This window comes from Pelomonas sp. Root405 (genome assembly GCF_001425165.1).
Taxonomy (GTDB): Bacteria; Pseudomonadota; Gammaproteobacteria; order Burkholderiales; family Burkholderiaceae_C; genus Pelomonas.
The window spans coordinates 617,676-634,268 of sequence record NZ_LMDU01000012.1 but is presented as its reverse complement, the minus strand read 5'-3'; the positions used below and the strand labels follow the sequence as shown (position 1 = coordinate 634,268).

Sequence of the window (16,593 nt, the reverse complement as noted above, 5' to 3'; positions counted from 1 at the left end):
GGTGATCCATCTCAAGCGCGCTCGAGACCTGGCAAGCCTAAACACTGGCTTCACGGGCGAGGGCCTCTTCACCAAGCTGATCGCACTCACTGAGGCGCGCCTGGCTAATCCGGCCAAGATTGACTGGGAGGGCATCCTTGGCGACTGGAAGAAGATGAAGCCCTTCTTGCAGCGGGACAGTTCCGAAAAGTGCGCTTACTGCGAAGCTCCAACGTCGGATGTCGCCTATGGGGATGTGGAGCATTTCCGCCCCAAATCCGTCTACTGGTGGCTCGCGGTATGCGTCGACAACTACGTTTTCTCGTGCCAGCTGTGCAATCAAAAATATAAGGGCGACCGCTTCCCCATCGCGGGCGCACAGCTGACAGGCCCCAAGCTTCCGGCCACACTTCCCAAGACCAAAGCTGCCCTCAAGCGCCTGATGGCTACACTCTGCCCTGACCCAGCGACGGCGGATGAGGCAACCCTCCTTGCCGACTGGTTGGCCGAAGATCCTGACCTGCCCCATCCGTACCTCGAGGACCCGGAGCCGTTGTTCGCTTGGGCGGCAGTCGAAACGAACGAAGAGGTACGGGTCATGCCGCCCGACAACGCCTCGCCTCGCGCAAAGCGCGCTGTCAAGGCTGCGGTGGACTATCTAGGACTGAACCGAGAGACGCTGGCTCGTCAGCGGTACATCGTCTATCGGTCGCTGGTGTCAGCTGTGCGCACCTGGAAGCTGGGCGATGCGCCGAGCTTGGATCAGATCAAGTACATGTGCCAGCCCAAGCACCCGTTTGCTGGCATGTGTCGCTACTACGCCCATCTCGCCGGCGCGCCCATCACGCGCTGAAAGCCTTCAGAAGTTCGTCGGGAAACCTCTTTGGGGAGTCTGCAATGGCGCTTTCGCTTCCGCATCCCTACTCCGTCATCGGGAGCCTGCACTCGGCATTGGCGAACGAGGCTAAGCAGGTTCTGCATGACGCCTACGTGGCAGCCCATGCTTCCGCTGCCGCGCAAACGCCAATTGCACTGGTGCCGCAGGAACCTGACTACGTCGCAGAGCTGATCAAGACGGGCGTTCCAGCACTCGCAGCAGCGTGGAAGCAGCATCTCGCCGGTCACGGCCTGACCATCGATATCCTCGGGGTGTTCGTTCATCAGTCTCCGATGGTCGACTTCCCCGATGCGGCCGGCACACCGAAACGTTGCGAGCTAGGTGACCTCTTGCTGGCGGTTCGCTTCCCCAGCGTTCCAGCACCTTCGGGTGTCGCCTCCCTCACGCAAGCCAAGATGTCGCCAGGCACTGTCAGCACCTTGGCCGGCACTGACCAGCACCACCTCTACTCGATCTGGCCGGACTTCGACCTCGCACGGACCTCTCACGCCGGCATCGCCATAGGTCCTGCAGCGGACCAAGGTTTGCTGGGCGAGATCTCCAGCTTTGGGCCGACTACTGCTGGACTACCAGCCGCCGACACCTGGACGACGGAGGATTTCCAGAGTCCGGGCACCACGGGCAACCTTCAAGACATCTTGGCTGACCTCGCGGCAGGCGTCGCGGGGCGGCCCTTCTCCCCGTTCTATGGGCCTCGTACCCCACCTACGGTGGGATCCCCATCTGCGGGCGCAGAGTGGGACTTCTTAATCGACTACCTGCTCAGCGTGACATTCGCCAAGGCGTTCACGCGAACGCGCATCGGCGTGTCTGGACAGACTCGCGGCATCGTTGTCAATGCGTTCTCGGATGGGCAAGTGCTGCGTTGGGAGGATGACCGGCTCTGGTCCGCCGCCCTGCACCAGTCGACGCCGGTCAACGCCGAACATGTGCTGCAGCTCGTGCGCACTGCCCTTGAGTTCAGCCTGCTAGGTCGAACTGGCGGTCAGCTGCCGCTCAAGGACGACGAGGGTCCTTTCGAACAAGGTAAGGGATTTGGCGTCATCCTGATCACCATCCGATAGCTGATCCATATAGCCGCGGGAGCTACTCGCCGGGATGGTCGAGGTCTTTGCCCTGCGCAACCGTCGCCGGAATGACTGATGCCACGTCAACCGTGGAGTGGCCTAGCGCCGTAAGCGCACGGGGAACACATCCTTCTCAGAACAGTCGTTGGCAACTGCCCCGCAGCATTGATCGTGAGCCGTTCCATCGTAAGCGTCCGGGGAACGCCTCTGCCTAGCTTTGCGATTCGGCTTCGACCCAGACGGTTTGACCGGGGTGATGCTCTTCGATGGTCCCGATGGCGTCGGGAATCAGTTCGCGGTCTCCGAGCTCGTAGATGANCGATTCGGCTTCGACCCAGACGGTTTGACCGGGGTGATGCTCTTCGATGGTCCCGATGGCGTCGGGAATCAGTTCGCGGTCTCCGAGCTCGTAGATGAACCGACTGACGTTCGGGCGGTCCAGTGCCTCGTAATCTGCCTCCGCAATCGCGTCGCTGCCGCACCAGATGGCTTCATCGGCCTTGGCGGTGCGAAGCACATCAGCCAGGCCAGCGGGCGTGATTGCAAGGAAGACCATAAGACGTACCTATGCGTTGGTGGCGCGAGCTAGACAGTCTGCCACTGGTGAGGCAGAAGTTGCTCTATGCAGCTGCGGGCTCGGTGTCCTTGCGTTTGGCGGCCATCAACTCCGCCAGCTGTGCTTCCAGCGCGGCGAGGTCAGCATCGACCGCCTCGTCGAAGAGCGCCTTCTGCTCTGCGTCGAGCTGCTCGCTCTTCTTGCCGAACTTCACGCGGCGCAACTGCGCCATCTCGAAGGTCAGCTTCTCGATCTTGGCGTCGCGCCACTTGATCTCGTGGCGGTCATGCGCCTGGCGGTCCAAGAGCGCTCGCACCTTGGCGCCGATGTGCCCGAGCCCTGCGGCTTCCAGCGAGGTGATGTCTTCGGCACTGAGGGGCGCGGCGACTGCCATGACGGCAGTGTGGGGCGAGCGCGGGCCACGCGCATCGGCGCGAGCACCGATTGCGTCACAGCAAACGGATCGCGCCGTCGTCTTCCACGCGCTGCCCCGGCAGGCCCAGCACCAGGGCCTGCAACTGAGGCTGCGTCAGCGGCATCTGCTCCAACGTGACCTCGCGAGGCCAGACGAAGCGGCCCTGGTGCAGACGCCTCGCTGCCAGCCACACGCCGATGCCGTCATGCACGAGCACCTTCATGCGCGTGGCGCGCCGGTTGGCGAAGAGGTAGGCATGGTGCGGGTTGGCGCTGCCGAAGACCTGGACCACGCGGGCCAGGGCGGTCTCGGTGCCAGCGCGCATGTCCAGCGGCGTCGTCGCAAGCCACACGGCGTCAATGCGGATCAACGCAGCGGCTCGCGCATCCAGGCCGCACACGCGTCGGCAGCGCCGGCTGGCCACGTCAGCGCGATGGTCGTCGCGCCGCGGCGAATCTCTATGCGGATGGGCTCATCGCTCGGCGCAGGCTGCGCGGATGGTGCTGGCATCGGCAGCGCGATGAAGCCGACGGGCTTGTCGCTGGCGGCCACTGCGTCGACAGGCGGCTGAGCCATCTCATGGACCCAGCGCCGCAGCAAGTTGGCGTTGATGCCGTGAGCCATCGCCACGGCGGCCATCGAGACGCCTGGCTGCTGCGACGCTTGCACCGTCTGCGCCTTGAACTCGGGACTGTGAACTCGCCGCCGGCGGCCTTGCGCTGCTTGGTCCATGGTGCGTACGTATCCATCAAGTTCGTGAACTGACCCCCAGAAGTTGGACAGTTGGCGGCTAGTTGGTGGCGAAGCACTCTCGATATTCGATGGGGCTCATCCCGTTCAGACTCGACCGTATTCGGTCTTGGTTGTAGTACCGGATGTAGGCCCGCAGCCCAGTCTCAAGCTTTTCCAAGTTTCCGAACTTGTTGAGGTGGAAGTATTCAGACTTCAGCGTCCCGAAGAAGCTTTCGACCACGGCATTGTCCAGGCAGTTCCCCTTTCGAGACATGCTTTGCGTCACGGCATGCGCATCGAGACATTGGCGGTACTTGTCCATCTGATACTGCCAACCCTGGTCCGAATGCAAGACGGGTCGGTCACCCGGGCGGAGCCGAGCAAAGGCTCGATTTAGCATCGCGCCGACCATGGTGAATAAGGGAGACGGCAAGGAGCTTGTTGACCTGTTGGTTGTCTTCGGAAACGACGTCCTGCTTTTCTCGGATAAGGAGTGCGCCTACCAGTCAGACGTTGATGTGAAGATTGCTTGGCCGAGGTGGTACCGCAAGGCCATTGAGAAGTCAGCGAAGCAGCTTGCCGGGGCCGAGAGTTTCATGAAGCGCTTCCCTGAGCGCATATTCATCGACAAGGGCTGCGCGACGCGCCTTCCGATTGCGCTGCCAGCACCAGGCACAGCCCGGTATCACCTTATCGCAGTCACTCGCGGGGGACATTTTGCAACCCGTGAGTTCTTCGGGCAGGGTAGCTCTGGCAGTCTCATGTTGCTGAGCGCGCTGAAGGGTTCCAAGGCCCATCAGGAGACGCCGTTCCACGTCGGCCAGCCGCTGGAGAGCGGCCGGTTCGTCCACGTCCTCGACGAGATGACGGTGGACCTGCTGCTCGACGAGTTGGACACCGTGCCGGACTTGGTCTCCTACTTGCGCAAGAAGGAAGAGTTCCTTCAAACACGAGGCCCCATCTTCTCAGTGCCGGGGGAAGAGGAACTGCTGGCTCGGTATCTGTCGACGATGCGTGACGAGGAGCATGCGTTTCCGAAGGTGCCGAAGGATGCTGGCTTTGTCGCGCTCCCTGAAGGCGATTGGGTCACGTACTTCAACAGCCCACAACGGGCGGCAAAGAAGCAGGCTGACGAAATCAGCTACCTCTGGGACACGCTCATTGAGCATCAGAGCAAGTTCATTCGCTCGGGGACGGCCATCGGAATCCCAGGCGAGCCGCCGGCAGACCCGGCTAACCATGAACGCATCGTCCGCGCGCTAGCGGCGCAACCACGGCTCATGCGTCGTGGATTGGCCGCAGACATAAATAAAGCCATGCAGCGCAGCGACGAGGGCAGGATGTTCGCGCGCGTAAAGATGGTGGGCAGGCCTCCGGAGCAGGCGTTTGTGTTTCTCACCATTCCTCGCCCGGCAGGCGAGGACTACAACACCGTGTACCGGCCGCGCAGGATGCATGCGCTGACGGTCTACTGCCACGGGGTGAAGGAGGCCATGCCGACCCTGAAGTCCGCCATCGGCGTGGCGAGCGAGCCGTTCTCCGATGGCACAGCCAGCCAGGAATTCATGTACGTCGATCTATCCGACATGTCCGCCGAGGAAATGAAGATGTGGCGGGAGCAGGCAGATGAGCTGGAAATCTTGCGGCCCAAGACTGAGATGCAGATGTTCCGGGACACCGAACGCGAATTTCCAACCCCCTTCAAGTTCGTGGACTCACCTCAGCGGTACGTCGGTGAGGACGGAATGCCAATCAGCCGCGCCGCTCGTCGCCAGGCTGGGCGGGATGCGCGTAAAGCAGCAAAAAAGGCCGGCCGCCGCTAGACGCCACCTTGCGAACGAAGCGGAGGTCGCTGTATCCCAGCTTGCTCAATCTGACTTTCACCAGTCGACCTGGCAGCACGCAGCGCTTCTGAAACTGCTCGTTGCCAAATTCGGCCTGTGGCGCGCCGAAGTTGTCGTCGCGCCCAGTCTCATGCTCCCTACTTTGCTGCTGAAGCGGTCGGGGGTTCCGAATCCAGCTGCCAATCCGCCAGTTCAATCCAGGATTTTTCAGCTTTGGCCCACTTTTGGCCCACATGGGCTTGCAGGCATAGCCCGCTGGTGGAATCAAAAATGCAAAAAGCCCTGCAAGTCAGCAACTTGCAAGGCTTTGATCTGGTGCGCCCGGTTGGGATCGAACCAACAACCCCTGCCTTCGGAGCGCACTGCGATTGCTGTGCTTGCCAAGGCTGGACTGGCACGAATCAATCGCTTCGACTGCCGTGATCAAGCCTTCTGCTCTCGAAGCGAGACGACCGGCGCACCTTGGCGCAGCTGGTCTAGGTAGTCAGCCCACGCCTGCAGCATCTTGCGCCGCTGTTCGACGAACTCGGTCCGGTTGTATGCACGGCCGAGGTTGTCGCGGACCGAGTGCGCCAGCTGCGCCTCAATCACGTCAGGATCGAACCCGAGCCGCTCCTGAAGCATCGTCCGCGCCGTTGCGCGAAACCCGTGGCCGGTCACCTCATCAGCCGAAAAGCCCATGGCGCGGAGCGCCGCGTTGATAGTGTTCTCACTCATGGCGCGGTCGTGATGGCGCTCGCCGCGAAAAACCATCGTCGCATGCCCGGTCAGCACATGGAGCTCGCGCAGCACGGCCACCGCCTGCTTCGGGAGCGGGACGAGGTGCGGCGCACCATGCAGCTTCTGGCGCAGTTCCCGCTTCATGCGCATGGCCGGCACAGTCCACAGAGCGCCGTCCAGGTCAATTTCGGTCCACTCGCCGAAACGCAACTCTCCGGGACGCAGCAACAGCATCGGCGCCAGCTTCAGGGCCGCGCGCACGACCGGCGTCGCAGCGTAGTGGTCGATGGCGCGCAACAGCTCCCCGAGACGCTTGGGCTCCGTGATGGCCGGAAAGTGTTTGACGTGCGGCTGCCGCAGCGCGCCCTTGAGGTCTCGTGCTGCATTGCTTGATGCCTTACCGGTCGCAACGGCGTAGCGAAGGACTTGGCCAGAGTCCTGCAGCGCCCGGTGTGCCGTCTCAATCACCCCACGCGCTTCGATCCGCCTCATAACCTCGAGAAGTAGAGGTGCCGTCACCTCACCCACTGGGACCTTGCCAATCCACGGGAAGACGTCGGCCGCGAGCCGCGCGATGATCTTGTCGCTATAGCTTTTCGCCCAGCCGTCTTTCTTCACGGCAAACCATTCGCGCGCGACCGCCTCGAATGAGTCAACCGGAGGCAGGCCCTGCGCTTCCCTCTCCTGCGCGGCTCGCGCCTCCGCGTACGAGGCTTTCGCGGCCCTGCGCTTTTGGCTCGGATCGATGCCTTCGGCGAGCAGCTGCCTGATCGCGTCCGCCTTCCGCCGAGCGATGGCCAGGGTGGTGTCTGGGTACGTGCCCAGCGAGAGCATGTTGCGCTTGCCAGCGAAGCGGTAGTCGAAACGCCATCCATGCGACCCGCCCTTGACGAATAGGAGCAGGACGAGGCCGTCGCCGTCGCTGAGTCGCGTTCGCGCGTCTCCCGGCTTGATCGCCTTGATGGTCGCGTCGGAAGGGATCAGGTTGCGCGGCATGGAGTAACTTTCTGGCCTCACCCACGCTTCAGGGCTGGTTACTGCCAAAGTTACTCCTGGGATTGGAAGAACTCAAGGAATCAGATGCAACCGTCTGAGACGCAAAAAAGCCCTAGAGCGTTGATTCTCTAGGGCTTTTTAGACTTCCTGGGACCTCTTGGGATTCCCCGGAACGGCTTTCTGGTGGCCTGGGGCGGAATCGAACCACCGACACGCGGATTTTCAATCCGCTGCTCTACCAACTGAGCTACCAGGCCTTGATCTGTTTCGTGAACGGCTGGCGCCGCTCAGCGAAGTCCGCGACTGTAGCACAGGCCAAGTCGCTTGCGCTAGGTCAGCCGCCCGCTCCGCGCTTATTGCGGCTCAGGTCCACGCCGAGCTGCTTGAGCTTGCGATAGAGGTGGGTGCGCTCCAGGCCGGTCTTCTCGGCGACGCGGGTCATGGAGCCGTTTTCCTTGGCGAGGTGGAACTCGAAATAGCTCTTCTCGAAGGCGTCGCGCGCCTCGCGCAGCGGACGGTCGAGTTCGAAGCTTTGTTCGGACGCGAGCGCGTTGTTGCTCGGCATGTGGTTGGACAGCACCATGCCGTGGCCAGCGGCCGGGGGCAGCAGATTGCCGGGCTCGGCGCGGGTGTAGCTCGGCATGCCGATGACGGCTGCCGGGGCGGGGCGCGGCGGAGCGGTTTTGACCAGGGCCTGCTCGACAGCGCGCAGCAGCTTTTGCAGCGTGATGGGCTTTTCGAGGAAGGCGATGGCACCGAACTTGGTGGCCTCCACCGCCGTGTCGATGGTGCCGTGGCCGCTCATCATGATGACGGGCATGGTCAGCAGGCCGGCACCACCCCATTCCTTGAGCAGGGTGACACCGTCGACATCGGGCATCCAGATGTCCAGCAGCACGAGATCGGGACGCATGCGCTCGCGCACCGAGCGCGCCTGGGTGGCGTTCTCGGCAAGCTCAATGGTGTGCCCCTCGTCACTGAGGATTTCAGACAGCAGAGCGCGGATACCCAGCTCGTCGTCGACAACAAGAATCGTAGCCATGAATCCTTAGGTCTTGGCACCTTGCGCACCGGGTTCGGTGGCGGGTGTCAGATTCGAAAATGATAGCGAAACTTGCGCACCGACCACCGCGGCGTCCAGACCGGGCTCGGCGGCAGAGCCCGCATCGGAAGCGGGATGCACGTTGCGCAAGGTGATGCGGGCGCCGTGTTCATCGGCGATTTTCTTCACGACGGCCAGGCCCAGGCCGGTGCCTTTGGCCTTGGTCGTCACATACGGTTCAAAGGCGCGCTTGAGCACTTTCTCGGCGAAGCCGGGGCCGTTGTCAATGATGTGCAGGCGCACCGAGCGCGGCTTGCCGGCCTCGGTCACCGACAGCGAGGACCGCACGGTGACACGCCCGTCCGGGCGCTCGTGAACGGCGTCGAGCGCGTTCTGCACGAGGTTGTGGATGACCTGGCGCAGCTGACTGGCGTCGCCCTTGATGTGAGGCAGGTTGGGCGTGAGGTCGGTGGCCAGGCGGCCGCGGTCCTGGGGCTCGGCATAGAGGCTGAGCACTTCGTGGATGAGGGCGTTGAGGTCCAGCGGATGCAGTTGCGCCGAGGGCAGGCGGGCGTAGTCGCGGAACTCGTTGACCAGCTGCTTCATCGCCTGCACCTGGTTGACGATGGTGGCGACCGAGCGCACGAGCATGGCCTGGTCGGCGCCTTCGAGCTTGGCTTCGAGCTTGTGCTGCATGCGCTCGGCCGAGAGCTGGATGGGCGTGAGCGGGTTCTTGATCTCGTGGGCCAGGCGGCGAGCCACCTCGCTCCAGGCTGCCGAACGCTGGGCCGAGACCACTTCGGAGATGTCGTCGAAGACGACGAGGCGCGCGCCCTGAGGCAGCGGGGCACCGCGCACCAACAGCGTTAGCGGGTCCTGCTTGGGGTCGAGCTGGAGCTCGAAGGATTCCTGCCAGAGCTCGCGGTCCATGTCGCGCTCGTTGCTGTCGGGGCCGAGGTGCTGGTCGAAGCGCCGGTCCAGCGATGCCGAGAACTCGGCCAGTTGGGTCACGTCGGCGAGCGGCCGGCCGATGTAGGCGGACAGCGGCAGGCGCAGGATGCGCGTCGCGCCGGGGTTGACAGTCTCCAAATTGCCGTCGGCGTCGATGACGAGGACACCGGCGGTCAGGTTGTCGAGGATGGTCTGCAAGTGGGTGCGCGCGGCGTCCAGCTCGACGACGGTGCGGGACACCTGGGCGCGCGCATCGGCAAGCTGGCCCGTCATGTCGGCAAACGAACGCGTCAGGCCGCTCAGTTCATCGCGCGACGGCAGTGCGGGGCGCACGGACAAATCGCCCTGCGCGACCAGCCGCATGCCGTCGGCCAGCATCAGCAACGGCCGCGCCAGCTGGTTGCCCAGCGTGACGGCGAGCAACAGCGCCGCGAACGTGGCCAGGATGAGCACCAGGGTCAACGTGCCCAGGTACATGCGACGAAGGCCGACGCGTTCCAGCGAGCGCTGCTGGTATTCGCTGTTGGCGGTCTGCACGGCCAGGGCATTGGTCAGCATGCTGGCGGGGATGCGCTGGACGACCATCAGATAGCGCTCGCCCAGCCCCAGGCGCAACTCGGTGTTGGGCAGCAAGGCCAGCGTGCGGATCTGCGCGCCGCCCTGCAGCGCCGCCGTCTCGTCTTCCAGGCCTTCGAGTTGGCTGACGACGCCGCCGCGCGCCTGGCGCAGCATGGTGCCGCTCGGCCGGTCGGCCGTCAGGTGCCGGGTGTCGCCGCCGCTTTCCAGCAAGATCTGGCCATTGCCACCCACCAGCGCCACAGTGCTCGCGCCGAGCTTGTCGCGCAGACGCTCCAGCGCCAGCAACTGCGGGGTGTTGTTGTCGGCGAGCTGGTCGGCGGCGTCCCGCGTCTTGCTGCCCAGGTCGGCGACCATGGCGTCCAGCGTGCCGCGGCCGAGGTTGAGGCCGGCCTCCAGCGCGCTGGCCAGGCGCACGTCGAACCAGGTCTCGATGCTGCGGTTGACGAACTGGTAGGAGACGGCATAGATCATCAGGCCGGGCACCACGCCCACCAGCGCAAAGATGCCCGCCAGCTTGAGCAGCAGGCGGCTGCCGAAGCGGCCGCGCCGCACGCGCAACAAAAGCCGCACCGCCGCCGTCAGGATGACGAGGGTCAGCACCACCGCGACGCCGACGTTGACCCAGTAGAGCCAGTTGTAGTGGCGTTCGAAGAAGGCCCGTTCCGAGGTGGTGCCGACGATGAGCACGAAGGCCAGCACGCCGGCCACGCCCGTCAGGGTCAGCAGGGTGATGACCCAACCCCAGCGCGAAACCCGGGTCATTTCAGCGTGAAGTCGGGCGCGAAGTTGCGCTTTTGCTCGATGCTGAGCGCAAAGCCGGACTGCAGGCCGATTTGCATCGGGCGCGGCAGTTGGGTGACGTCGAGCTTGTAGCTGAACTCAAGGTAGTAGCCGCCGCTGTCCTCGATGTCCTTGGGCTCGGCGATGCGCCAGGCGCTCTGGCCGCGTACCGCCGTCAGCGCCTCTTCCAGCGTCGCAAAGCTCTGATGCAGGCCGCCGGTGGAGACCCGGTACTGCCGCAGCAGCGACTTCCATTCGATGCGCCAAACCCGCTCGGCGCGGGCCACCCGGGCGTCGCGCCAGTACCAGCGGTTGCGCAGCACGCTGGCCTCGGCCACGAAGTAGAGCGGCACGCCCTTGTGCAGCGCGTCCTCGGCCGCGCGGCTGAGCTCGAAACGGGTCGTGAAACTCAGTTCCAGCCCATCGTCGGCGCGGCGGGTCGCCATCTGGGCCAGCTCGATGCCCTCGGCCCGCACCGGCTCCGGCAGCAGGGCGAGCAGCACGGCAAAAAAGGCAGTGATGGCGATGCGGGCGTACAAATCAGGGCTTGGTCAGCAATGCGTAGAAGAAGCCGTCCAGAGGCGGCTGGGGTTGCTGGGCATTCTCGGCGACGGGCAGCAGGTGACCCGTGAACCCGGGCACGGCGTGGGCCTTCGCCGTAGGCTGGCGTTGCAAAAACGCGTCGAGCTGGGCCTGGCCTTCGGCGCGGAAGACCGAGCAGGTGGCATAGACCAACCGACCGCCCGGGGCCAGCAGCGGCCACAGCGCGTCCAGCAATTCGGCCTGCGTGCGTGCCAGCGCGGTGATGTCGTCAGGCCGGCGCAGCCAGCGCACATCCGGGTGGCGGCGCACGATGCCCGAGGCGCTGCAGGGCGCGTCAAGCAGGACGGCGTCAAAGGGCTGGCGGTCCCACCATGCCGCGGTCTGACGGGCGTCCGCGGCTTTCAGCGTCGCTTGCTGACCAAGGCGGTTGAGCGTGTCCTGGACACGGATCAGGCGCTGCGCATCGGCGTCCAGCGCGGTGAGCTGCAGGTCGGGTTGCAGCTCCAGCAAGTGCGCCGTCTTGCCGCCGGGCGCCGCGCAGGCGTCCAGCACCCGGGCACCCGGCTTCAGGCCAGCGCCGATGACCAGCGGTGCGGCCAGCTGGGCCGCGGCGTCCTGCACCGACACCAGGCCTTCCGCAAAACCCGGCAGCGCAGACACTGGCGCCGGCTTGTCGAGGACGAGGGCCTGGGGTGTGGCGGCCCCCAGCGGGCGCGCAGCCAGGCCGAGGGCCGCGAGGCGCTGGGCATAGTCGGCCACCGAGCCGCGCTGGGCATGCACGCGCAGCGTCATCGGCGGCGCGCGGTTGCTGGCGGCGAGGATGGCCTGCCACTGGGCCGGCCAGTCCTGGCGCAGCTTCTCGACCCACCAGGCCGGGTGGTTGTAGGCGCCCAGCGGGCTGCGCTCCGCGGCCGCCACCATGGCCGGGCGCTCGCGCAGGAAGCGGCGCAGCACGGCGTTGATGAAGGCCGCGCTGGCCGGGGCGCGCAGCTTGGCGGCATGCACGGCCTGGTCGACCAGGGTGTGATCGGCATACATGGGCGCTGCGTCGGGCTCGGTTTCGGGCCACAACAGGGCCAGCGCGGTCAGCAGCAGCGCATCGACCCGCGGCGGCGGCGCCTTGGGCGCCAGCTGCTGGCGGGCGGCTTCGGCGCCGCCCAGGCGGCGCAGCGTCGTGAAGGCCAGGGCCTGGCTGCCGGGGCGCAGGTCGGCAGGCACCTTGGCCAGCAAGTCGGTCAGCGAGCGGCCCTCGCGCACGCCCTGCACCGCATCGGCGGCCTGCGACAGCAGGCGGTGCAGCGGGGCGGACTGGGGGGTCGAGGTCATCGCGGCAGTGTAGAGAGGGTGCCGGCACGGGCGCGCTGCCGTCCGCGGCACTCGGTCTTTCGACAAGCCGGGCACGGGCTTTGCCCTTTGACCAGACAATCCGCGCCCATGAACGCCCCCGCCCACGACGCTCCCGTTTCCGAACGCATCCGCTACCGCCTCGTGTCGGCCGGCTGCCGCCACCACGCCAACGACAACATCGCCGCCTACATCGAACCGGGTGAGCTGGACGCGCTCCAGGCCGAGGTGCAGGCCAAGATGCAGGAGGTGCTCAAGAGCCTGGTCATCGACACCGACAGCGACCACAACACTCAGGACACCGCCAAGCGCGTGGCCAAGATGTTTGTGCGCGAGGTGTTCGCCGGCCGCTACGCCCAGGCGCCGACGGTGACGGAATTCCCCAACTTCAGCCGCCTCAACGAGCTGATGATCGTCGGGCCCATCACCGTGCGCAGCGCCTGCTCCCACCACCTCTGCCCCATCATGGGCAAGGTCTGGATCGGCCTGCTGCCCAACGAGCATTCCAACCTCATCGGCCTGTCCAAGTACGTGCGTCTGACCGACTGGATCATGAGCCGGCCGCAGATCCAGGAAGAGGCGGTCACCATGCTGGCCAACGAACTGCAGGAGCGTGTGCAGCCCGACGGCCTGGCGCTGGTGATGGAGGCCGACCATTTCTGCATGCACTGGCGCGGCGTCAAGGACAGCGAGTCCAAGATGACCAACAGCGTCATGCGCGGCGCCTTCCTGAAGGACGCCAACCTGCGCCGCGAGTTCCTGTCCCTCATCTCGAAAGCCTGAAAACCATGCTGGTCCGACTCATGTACGCCAGCCGTTCCACCGCGGCGACCGTCGACGGCGACCTTGCCGCCATCCTCAAGTCCTCACGCGAGCACAACCCGGCGGAGGGCATCACCGGCTTGCTTTGCTTCACCGACGGCGTCTTCGTGCAGGTGCTCGAAGGCGGCCGCAACGCGGTCAACGCCCGCTACAAGCGCATCGTCGAAGACCCACGCCACCGTGACGTCATCCTGCTGGCCTACGAGGAAATCGCCGAGCGCGCCTTCGCCGGCTGGACCATGGGCCAGGTCAACCTGCACCGCCTGAACCCGGCGCTGCTGTTGAAGTACTCCGAGACCGGCAAGCTCGACCCCTACACCATCAGCGGCGCGGCCATGGGTTCGCTGTTCAGCGAAATGTGCGCGGCCGGGGCGATTGCGGCGAGCTGACCGGCCTCGCTAAAGCGACCGCGCCTCGCCGAACCCGTAAAGGTTCGCCAGCACCCGCGTCGGGAACTGCTGCACGGCCTCGTTGTACTGCGCCACGGCCTGGTTGAAGACCTGGCGCGCGAACGCGCGCTGGCGTTCGATCAGCTTCAACTCGCTGACCAGACCGTCGATCTCGGTCTCGCTGCGCAGCTCGGCCTGGTGGTCCAGCAGAGACAGCAGCCGCGTCAATGCCGCAGCGTGCAGGGCGCTGGCCACTGCCAGCGTGCCGACCGGGTCGGGCGCCCAGGGCTTGGCACGCGAGGCCTGGGCCGCCGCCTGAGATTCGGCCTGGGCACTGGCGAGCGCGTCGAAAGTGGCCTGCTCGCTGGGCAGGCGCGGCGCGACAGCGGCCAGCAGCTTGTCGCACACCTCGCTGCGAGCCTTGAGGTGGGTGTCGAGCTGCGCGAACGCCTCGCCAATGGCATTGCGCAGCGACATCAGGCGGTTGTAGGCACCGATGCCCCAGAAGAACAGCAGCGCCGCAGCGGCCACGCCGGCCGTCTGCCAATTCAGCCAGGCCGTCATGCGGCGGCCTTGTACCGCTGGAAGCCCTTGGCCCTCAGCTCACAGGCCGGGCAATGGCCGCAGCCATGGCCCCAGTCGTGCAGCTCACCGCGCTCACCGAGGTAGCAGGTGTGCGTGTCCTCGACGATGAGCTTCACCAACGCCTCGCCGCCCAGGGATTCCGCAAGCCGCCAGGTGGCGGCCTTGTCGATGAACATCAGGGGCGTCTCCAGCGTCATCGGCGTGTCCAGGCCCAGGCTGAGCGCCACCTGCATGGCCTTCATCGTGTTGTCTCGGCAGTCCGGGTAACCCGAGAAATCCGTCTCGCACATGCCGCCCACCAGCACGCTGGCGCCGCGGCGATAGGCCAGCGTCGCAGCGAAGGTCAGGAAGAGCAGGTTGCGGCCCGGCACGAAGGTGTTGGGCAGGCCGTTGGCCTGCAGCTCGATGGCGCGCTCGTCGGTCAGCGCCGTGTCGCTGATCTGCCCGAGCAGGGACAGGTCCAGCAGATGGTCGGCGCCGAGCGTCGCCGCCCACTGCGGGAACTGACGCGTAATCTCCGCACGCACGGTGTTGCGGCAGTCCAGCTCGACGCGGTGGCGCTGGCCGTAGTCGAAGGCCAGCGTCTCGACCTCGGCGTAGCGGTCCAGCGCCCAGGCCAGGCAGGTGGTGGAGTCCTGGCCGCCGGAAAAAAGCACGAGCGCTTTGCGGGTGTCTTGCATGGGCGGGATGCTACCTTTGCCACCCCTCCGGCTCCCTGGCAACCCCCATGCGCCTCATCCCCTTTCGATGGCTCGTTCCCTGCGCCGCGGCGCTGGCATGGCCGGCCACCGCCCTGGTGCAATCGCGCATCGACGAGGTGCTGGTCTACCCCGGCGGCGCCCAGGTGACGCGGCTTGCCACGGTGGCGGCAGGGACGCGCGAGCTGGTGCTGACCTGCCTGTCGGCGCGATTCGACACCGACTCGCTGCAGATCACCGCGCCGGCCGGCGTCAACCTCGGCCCGGTGCAGGTCGAGACGCTGCCGCGTGAGCGCGCGCCCGAGTGTGCGAACAGCCCGCTGGATGACGGCATCCGCAAGCTCGAAGCCCAGCGCGACCTGCTAACGGCCGAATCGAGTGCGCTGGACACCAGCCTCGGCTACCTGAAGACACTGGGCGCGGGCGAGGCGCGCGCCACGCCGTCCACCGGTATTGCCGCCACCGCTGACAGCATTCGCAAGACCGCCCACGATGCACTGCTGCGGCAGGCGCAGATCCGCCGCCAGCTGGCCGACCTGGACAAGCAGCTCGCCCCGCTGCAGGGCCAACGCGAGCGCGTGGACGCCGCCAATCCGCAATGGCGCAGCCTGCGCCTGCGGCTGTCCACCGCGCGTGAGGCCGAGCTGAAACTGAGCTACCGCATCACGCAGGCCGGCTGGGCGCCGAGCTACCGCGCGCTGCTGGACACGGCCACGGGCGCGCTGGCCCTGGAGCGCCTGGCCCAGGTGTCGCAGCAGAGCGGCGAGGACTGGAAGAACGTCAAGCTGCGTCTGTCCACCGCACAGGCTGCGGCGCGCGTTGGCGTCAATCCGCCCCCGCCGTGGCGGCTGGACCTCTACCGCCCGCAACCGCAGGCCGAGATGCGTGCAATGGCGCCGCCCCCGGCGCCAGCGCCCATGATCCAGAGCGTGGCTGTGTCGGGATCGCGTGCCGCCGCCGAACCCGCGCTGGACCGCTTCGACCTCGGCGTCTTCCAGGGCACCCACGCCACCGAGTTCGTGCTGCCACTGCGTGTCAACATCGACAGCGGCACGCAGCGCGCCAGCCTGACGCTGGGCAGCGAGGCGCTGCAGGCCCGGGTGATCGCCCGCGTGCAGCCGCAAAGCGAGGCCGCGGCCTATCTCGTTGCCGACTTGGCCAAACCGACTGGCGCCTGGCCACGCGGCACGGTGCAGCTGATGCGCGACGGCGCGCTGGTCGGCAGCAGCACGCTCAACGTCGCCAGCGGCGAGGAGCGGCTTGAGCTGCCCTTCGGCCGTGACGAGTCGGTGCGCGTGCAGGTCGAGCCCGAACAGCGCAATGCCGGCAACGCCGGCTTCATCGGTGCGCGCGCCGAGCACCGCTACGCGCGCGCCTGGGTCGTCGAGAACCGCCACACCGCGGGCACGCTGACGCTGCAACTTGTCGAGGCGGCGCCGGTGGCGCAGCACGAGGACATCAAGGTGCAGGCCCAGTTCAGCCCGGCGCCCACCAACCAGGCCTGGCGCAAGCAGCCGGGGCTGGTGCTGTGGGAGCAGCCGCTGGCAGCGGGGCAGAACCAGCGCTTCACGGCGGACTACGTCATCAGCGCGCCGAAGGACGCACAGGTCAGCGGCCTGCGCTGAGGGGCGCCCAAGTCACGACGGCGGCGGG

General features: G+C 66.1%; 17 protein-coding genes, 1 tRNA gene and 1 pseudogene. 6 read left to right on the top strand and 13 right to left on the bottom strand.

Annotation, left to right across the window (positions count from 1 at the left end):
* Position 1 precedes the first annotated feature (1 nt).
* Positions 2–832, top strand: a complete 831-nt coding sequence (locus ASC81_RS15800; protein WP_056268938.1) for a hypothetical protein — start codon at positions 2–4, stop codon at positions 830–832.
* Positions 833–876: 44 nt separating this feature from the next.
* The gene (locus ASC81_RS15795; RefSeq protein ID WP_056268935.1) at positions 877–1,941 is read left to right on the top strand and encodes a hypothetical protein; all 1,065 of its coding nucleotides are present in this window, start codon (positions 877–879) and stop codon (positions 1,939–1,941) included.
* Between the two features lie 322 nt (positions 1,942–2,263).
* Here the strand turns inward: ASC81_RS15795 and ASC81_RS15790 are convergent.
* The 5 genes and pseudogenes from ASC81_RS15790 to ASC81_RS15770 form a co-directional block, all read right to left on the bottom strand.
* The coding region (locus ASC81_RS15790) for a hypothetical protein (protein WP_056269096.1) at positions 2,264–2,500 on the bottom strand (237 nt) is incomplete at its 3' end.
* Positions 2,501–2,564: 64 nt separating this feature from the next.
* Positions 2,565–2,894: a hypothetical protein gene (locus tag ASC81_RS27910; protein ID WP_056268933.1), complete on the bottom strand. Its 330-nt coding sequence runs from the start codon at positions 2,892–2,894 to the stop codon at positions 2,565–2,567.
* A gap of 55 nt (positions 2,895–2,949) precedes the next feature.
* A complete protein-coding gene (tnpB, locus tag ASC81_RS15780) occupies positions 2,950–3,285 on the bottom strand; it encodes an IS66 family insertion sequence element accessory protein TnpB (RefSeq protein WP_056268932.1) in 336 nt (111 codons plus the stop codon).
* The gene (locus ASC81_RS15775) at positions 3,282–3,647 is read right to left on the bottom strand and encodes a transposase (protein ID WP_056268930.1); all 366 of its coding nucleotides are present in this window, start codon (positions 3,645–3,647) and stop codon (positions 3,282–3,284) included. Before ASC81_RS15775 ends, tnpB begins: the two co-directional genes overlap by 4 nt.
* Before the next feature lie 58 nt (positions 3,648–3,705).
* A pseudogene (locus tag ASC81_RS15770) lies at positions 3,706–4,071 on the bottom strand (IS3 family transposase); the annotation flags it as partial.
* Between ASC81_RS15770 and ASC81_RS15765 the strand changes: the two are divergent.
* Positions 4,058–5,470: a hypothetical protein gene (locus tag ASC81_RS15765; protein WP_056268927.1), complete on the top strand. Its 1,413-nt coding sequence runs from the start codon at positions 4,058–4,060 to the stop codon at positions 5,468–5,470. The pseudogene ASC81_RS15770 and the gene ASC81_RS15765 sit on opposite strands and share 14 nt — an antisense overlap.
* Positions 5,471–5,914: 444 nt before the next feature.
* On the opposite strand, the gene ASC81_RS15755 is transcribed toward ASC81_RS15765, so the two are convergent.
* The 6 genes from ASC81_RS15755 to rsmB all read right to left on the bottom strand — a co-directional run bounded on the left by ASC81_RS15755 (position 5,915) and on the right by rsmB (position 12,428).
* Positions 5,915–7,207, bottom strand: a complete 1,293-nt coding sequence (locus tag ASC81_RS15755) for an integrase arm-type DNA-binding domain-containing protein (protein ID WP_056268924.1) — start codon at positions 7,205–7,207, stop codon at positions 5,915–5,917.
* Positions 7,208–7,388: 181 nt separating this feature from the next.
* Positions 7,389–7,464: transfer RNA gene (locus tag ASC81_RS15750), tRNA-Phe, on the bottom strand.
* A gap of 77 nt (positions 7,465–7,541) precedes the next feature.
* A complete protein-coding gene (locus tag ASC81_RS15745; protein ID WP_056268922.1) occupies positions 7,542–8,249 on the bottom strand; it encodes a response regulator in 708 nt (235 codons plus the stop codon).
* 6 nt (positions 8,250–8,255) lie between these two features.
* Positions 8,256–10,541 (bottom strand): ATP-binding protein, encoded by a 2,286-nt coding sequence (locus tag ASC81_RS15740; protein ID WP_056268920.1) that lies wholly within the window; start codon positions 10,539–10,541, stop codon positions 8,256–8,258.
* The gene (locus ASC81_RS15735) at positions 10,538–11,098 is read right to left on the bottom strand and encodes a DUF4390 domain-containing protein (RefSeq protein ID WP_056268918.1); all 561 of its coding nucleotides are present in this window, start codon (positions 11,096–11,098) and stop codon (positions 10,538–10,540) included. The genes ASC81_RS15740 and ASC81_RS15735 overlap by 4 nt, the downstream gene beginning before the upstream one ends.
* 1 nt (position 11,099) lies before the next feature.
* Positions 11,100–12,428 carry a 16S rRNA (cytosine(967)-C(5))-methyltransferase RsmB gene (gene rsmB, locus ASC81_RS15730; protein WP_056268916.1) on the bottom strand — a complete coding sequence of 443 codons (1,329 nt, stop codon included), beginning with the start codon at positions 12,426–12,428 and terminating at the stop codon, positions 11,100–11,102.
* A gap of 108 nt (positions 12,429–12,536) precedes the next feature.
* Here rsmB and folE point away from each other — a divergent pair, with 108 nt between their 5' ends.
* Together folE and ASC81_RS15720 are read left to right on the top strand one after the other, a co-directional pair.
* Positions 12,537–13,229, top strand: a complete 693-nt coding sequence (gene folE, locus ASC81_RS15725) for a GTP cyclohydrolase I (protein WP_056268914.1) — start codon at positions 12,537–12,539, stop codon at positions 13,227–13,229.
* Between the two features lie 5 nt (positions 13,230–13,234).
* Positions 13,235–13,657, top strand: a complete 423-nt coding sequence (locus tag ASC81_RS15720) for a BLUF domain-containing protein (protein WP_056268911.1) — start codon at positions 13,235–13,237, stop codon at positions 13,655–13,657.
* Positions 13,658–13,666: 9 nt separating this feature from the next.
* Here ASC81_RS15720 and ASC81_RS15715 read toward each other — a convergent pair whose 3' ends face one another.
* Complete coding sequence (locus tag ASC81_RS15715; RefSeq protein ID WP_056268908.1) at positions 13,667–14,221, bottom strand: LemA family protein; 555 nt, start codon at positions 14,219–14,221, stop codon at positions 13,667–13,669.
* Entirely contained in the window at positions 14,218–14,922 is a 705-nt protein-coding gene (gene queC, locus ASC81_RS15710; RefSeq protein WP_056268906.1) for a 7-cyano-7-deazaguanine synthase QueC, read from the bottom strand. The genes ASC81_RS15715 and queC overlap by 4 nt, the downstream gene beginning before the upstream one ends.
* Positions 14,923–14,969: 47 nt before the next feature.
* Between queC and ASC81_RS15705 the strand changes: the two genes are divergently transcribed.
* Complete coding sequence (locus ASC81_RS15705; RefSeq protein WP_056268902.1) at positions 14,970–16,565, top strand: DUF4139 domain-containing protein; 1,596 nt, start codon at positions 14,970–14,972, stop codon at positions 16,563–16,565.
* Positions 16,566–16,593 lie beyond the last annotated feature (28 nt).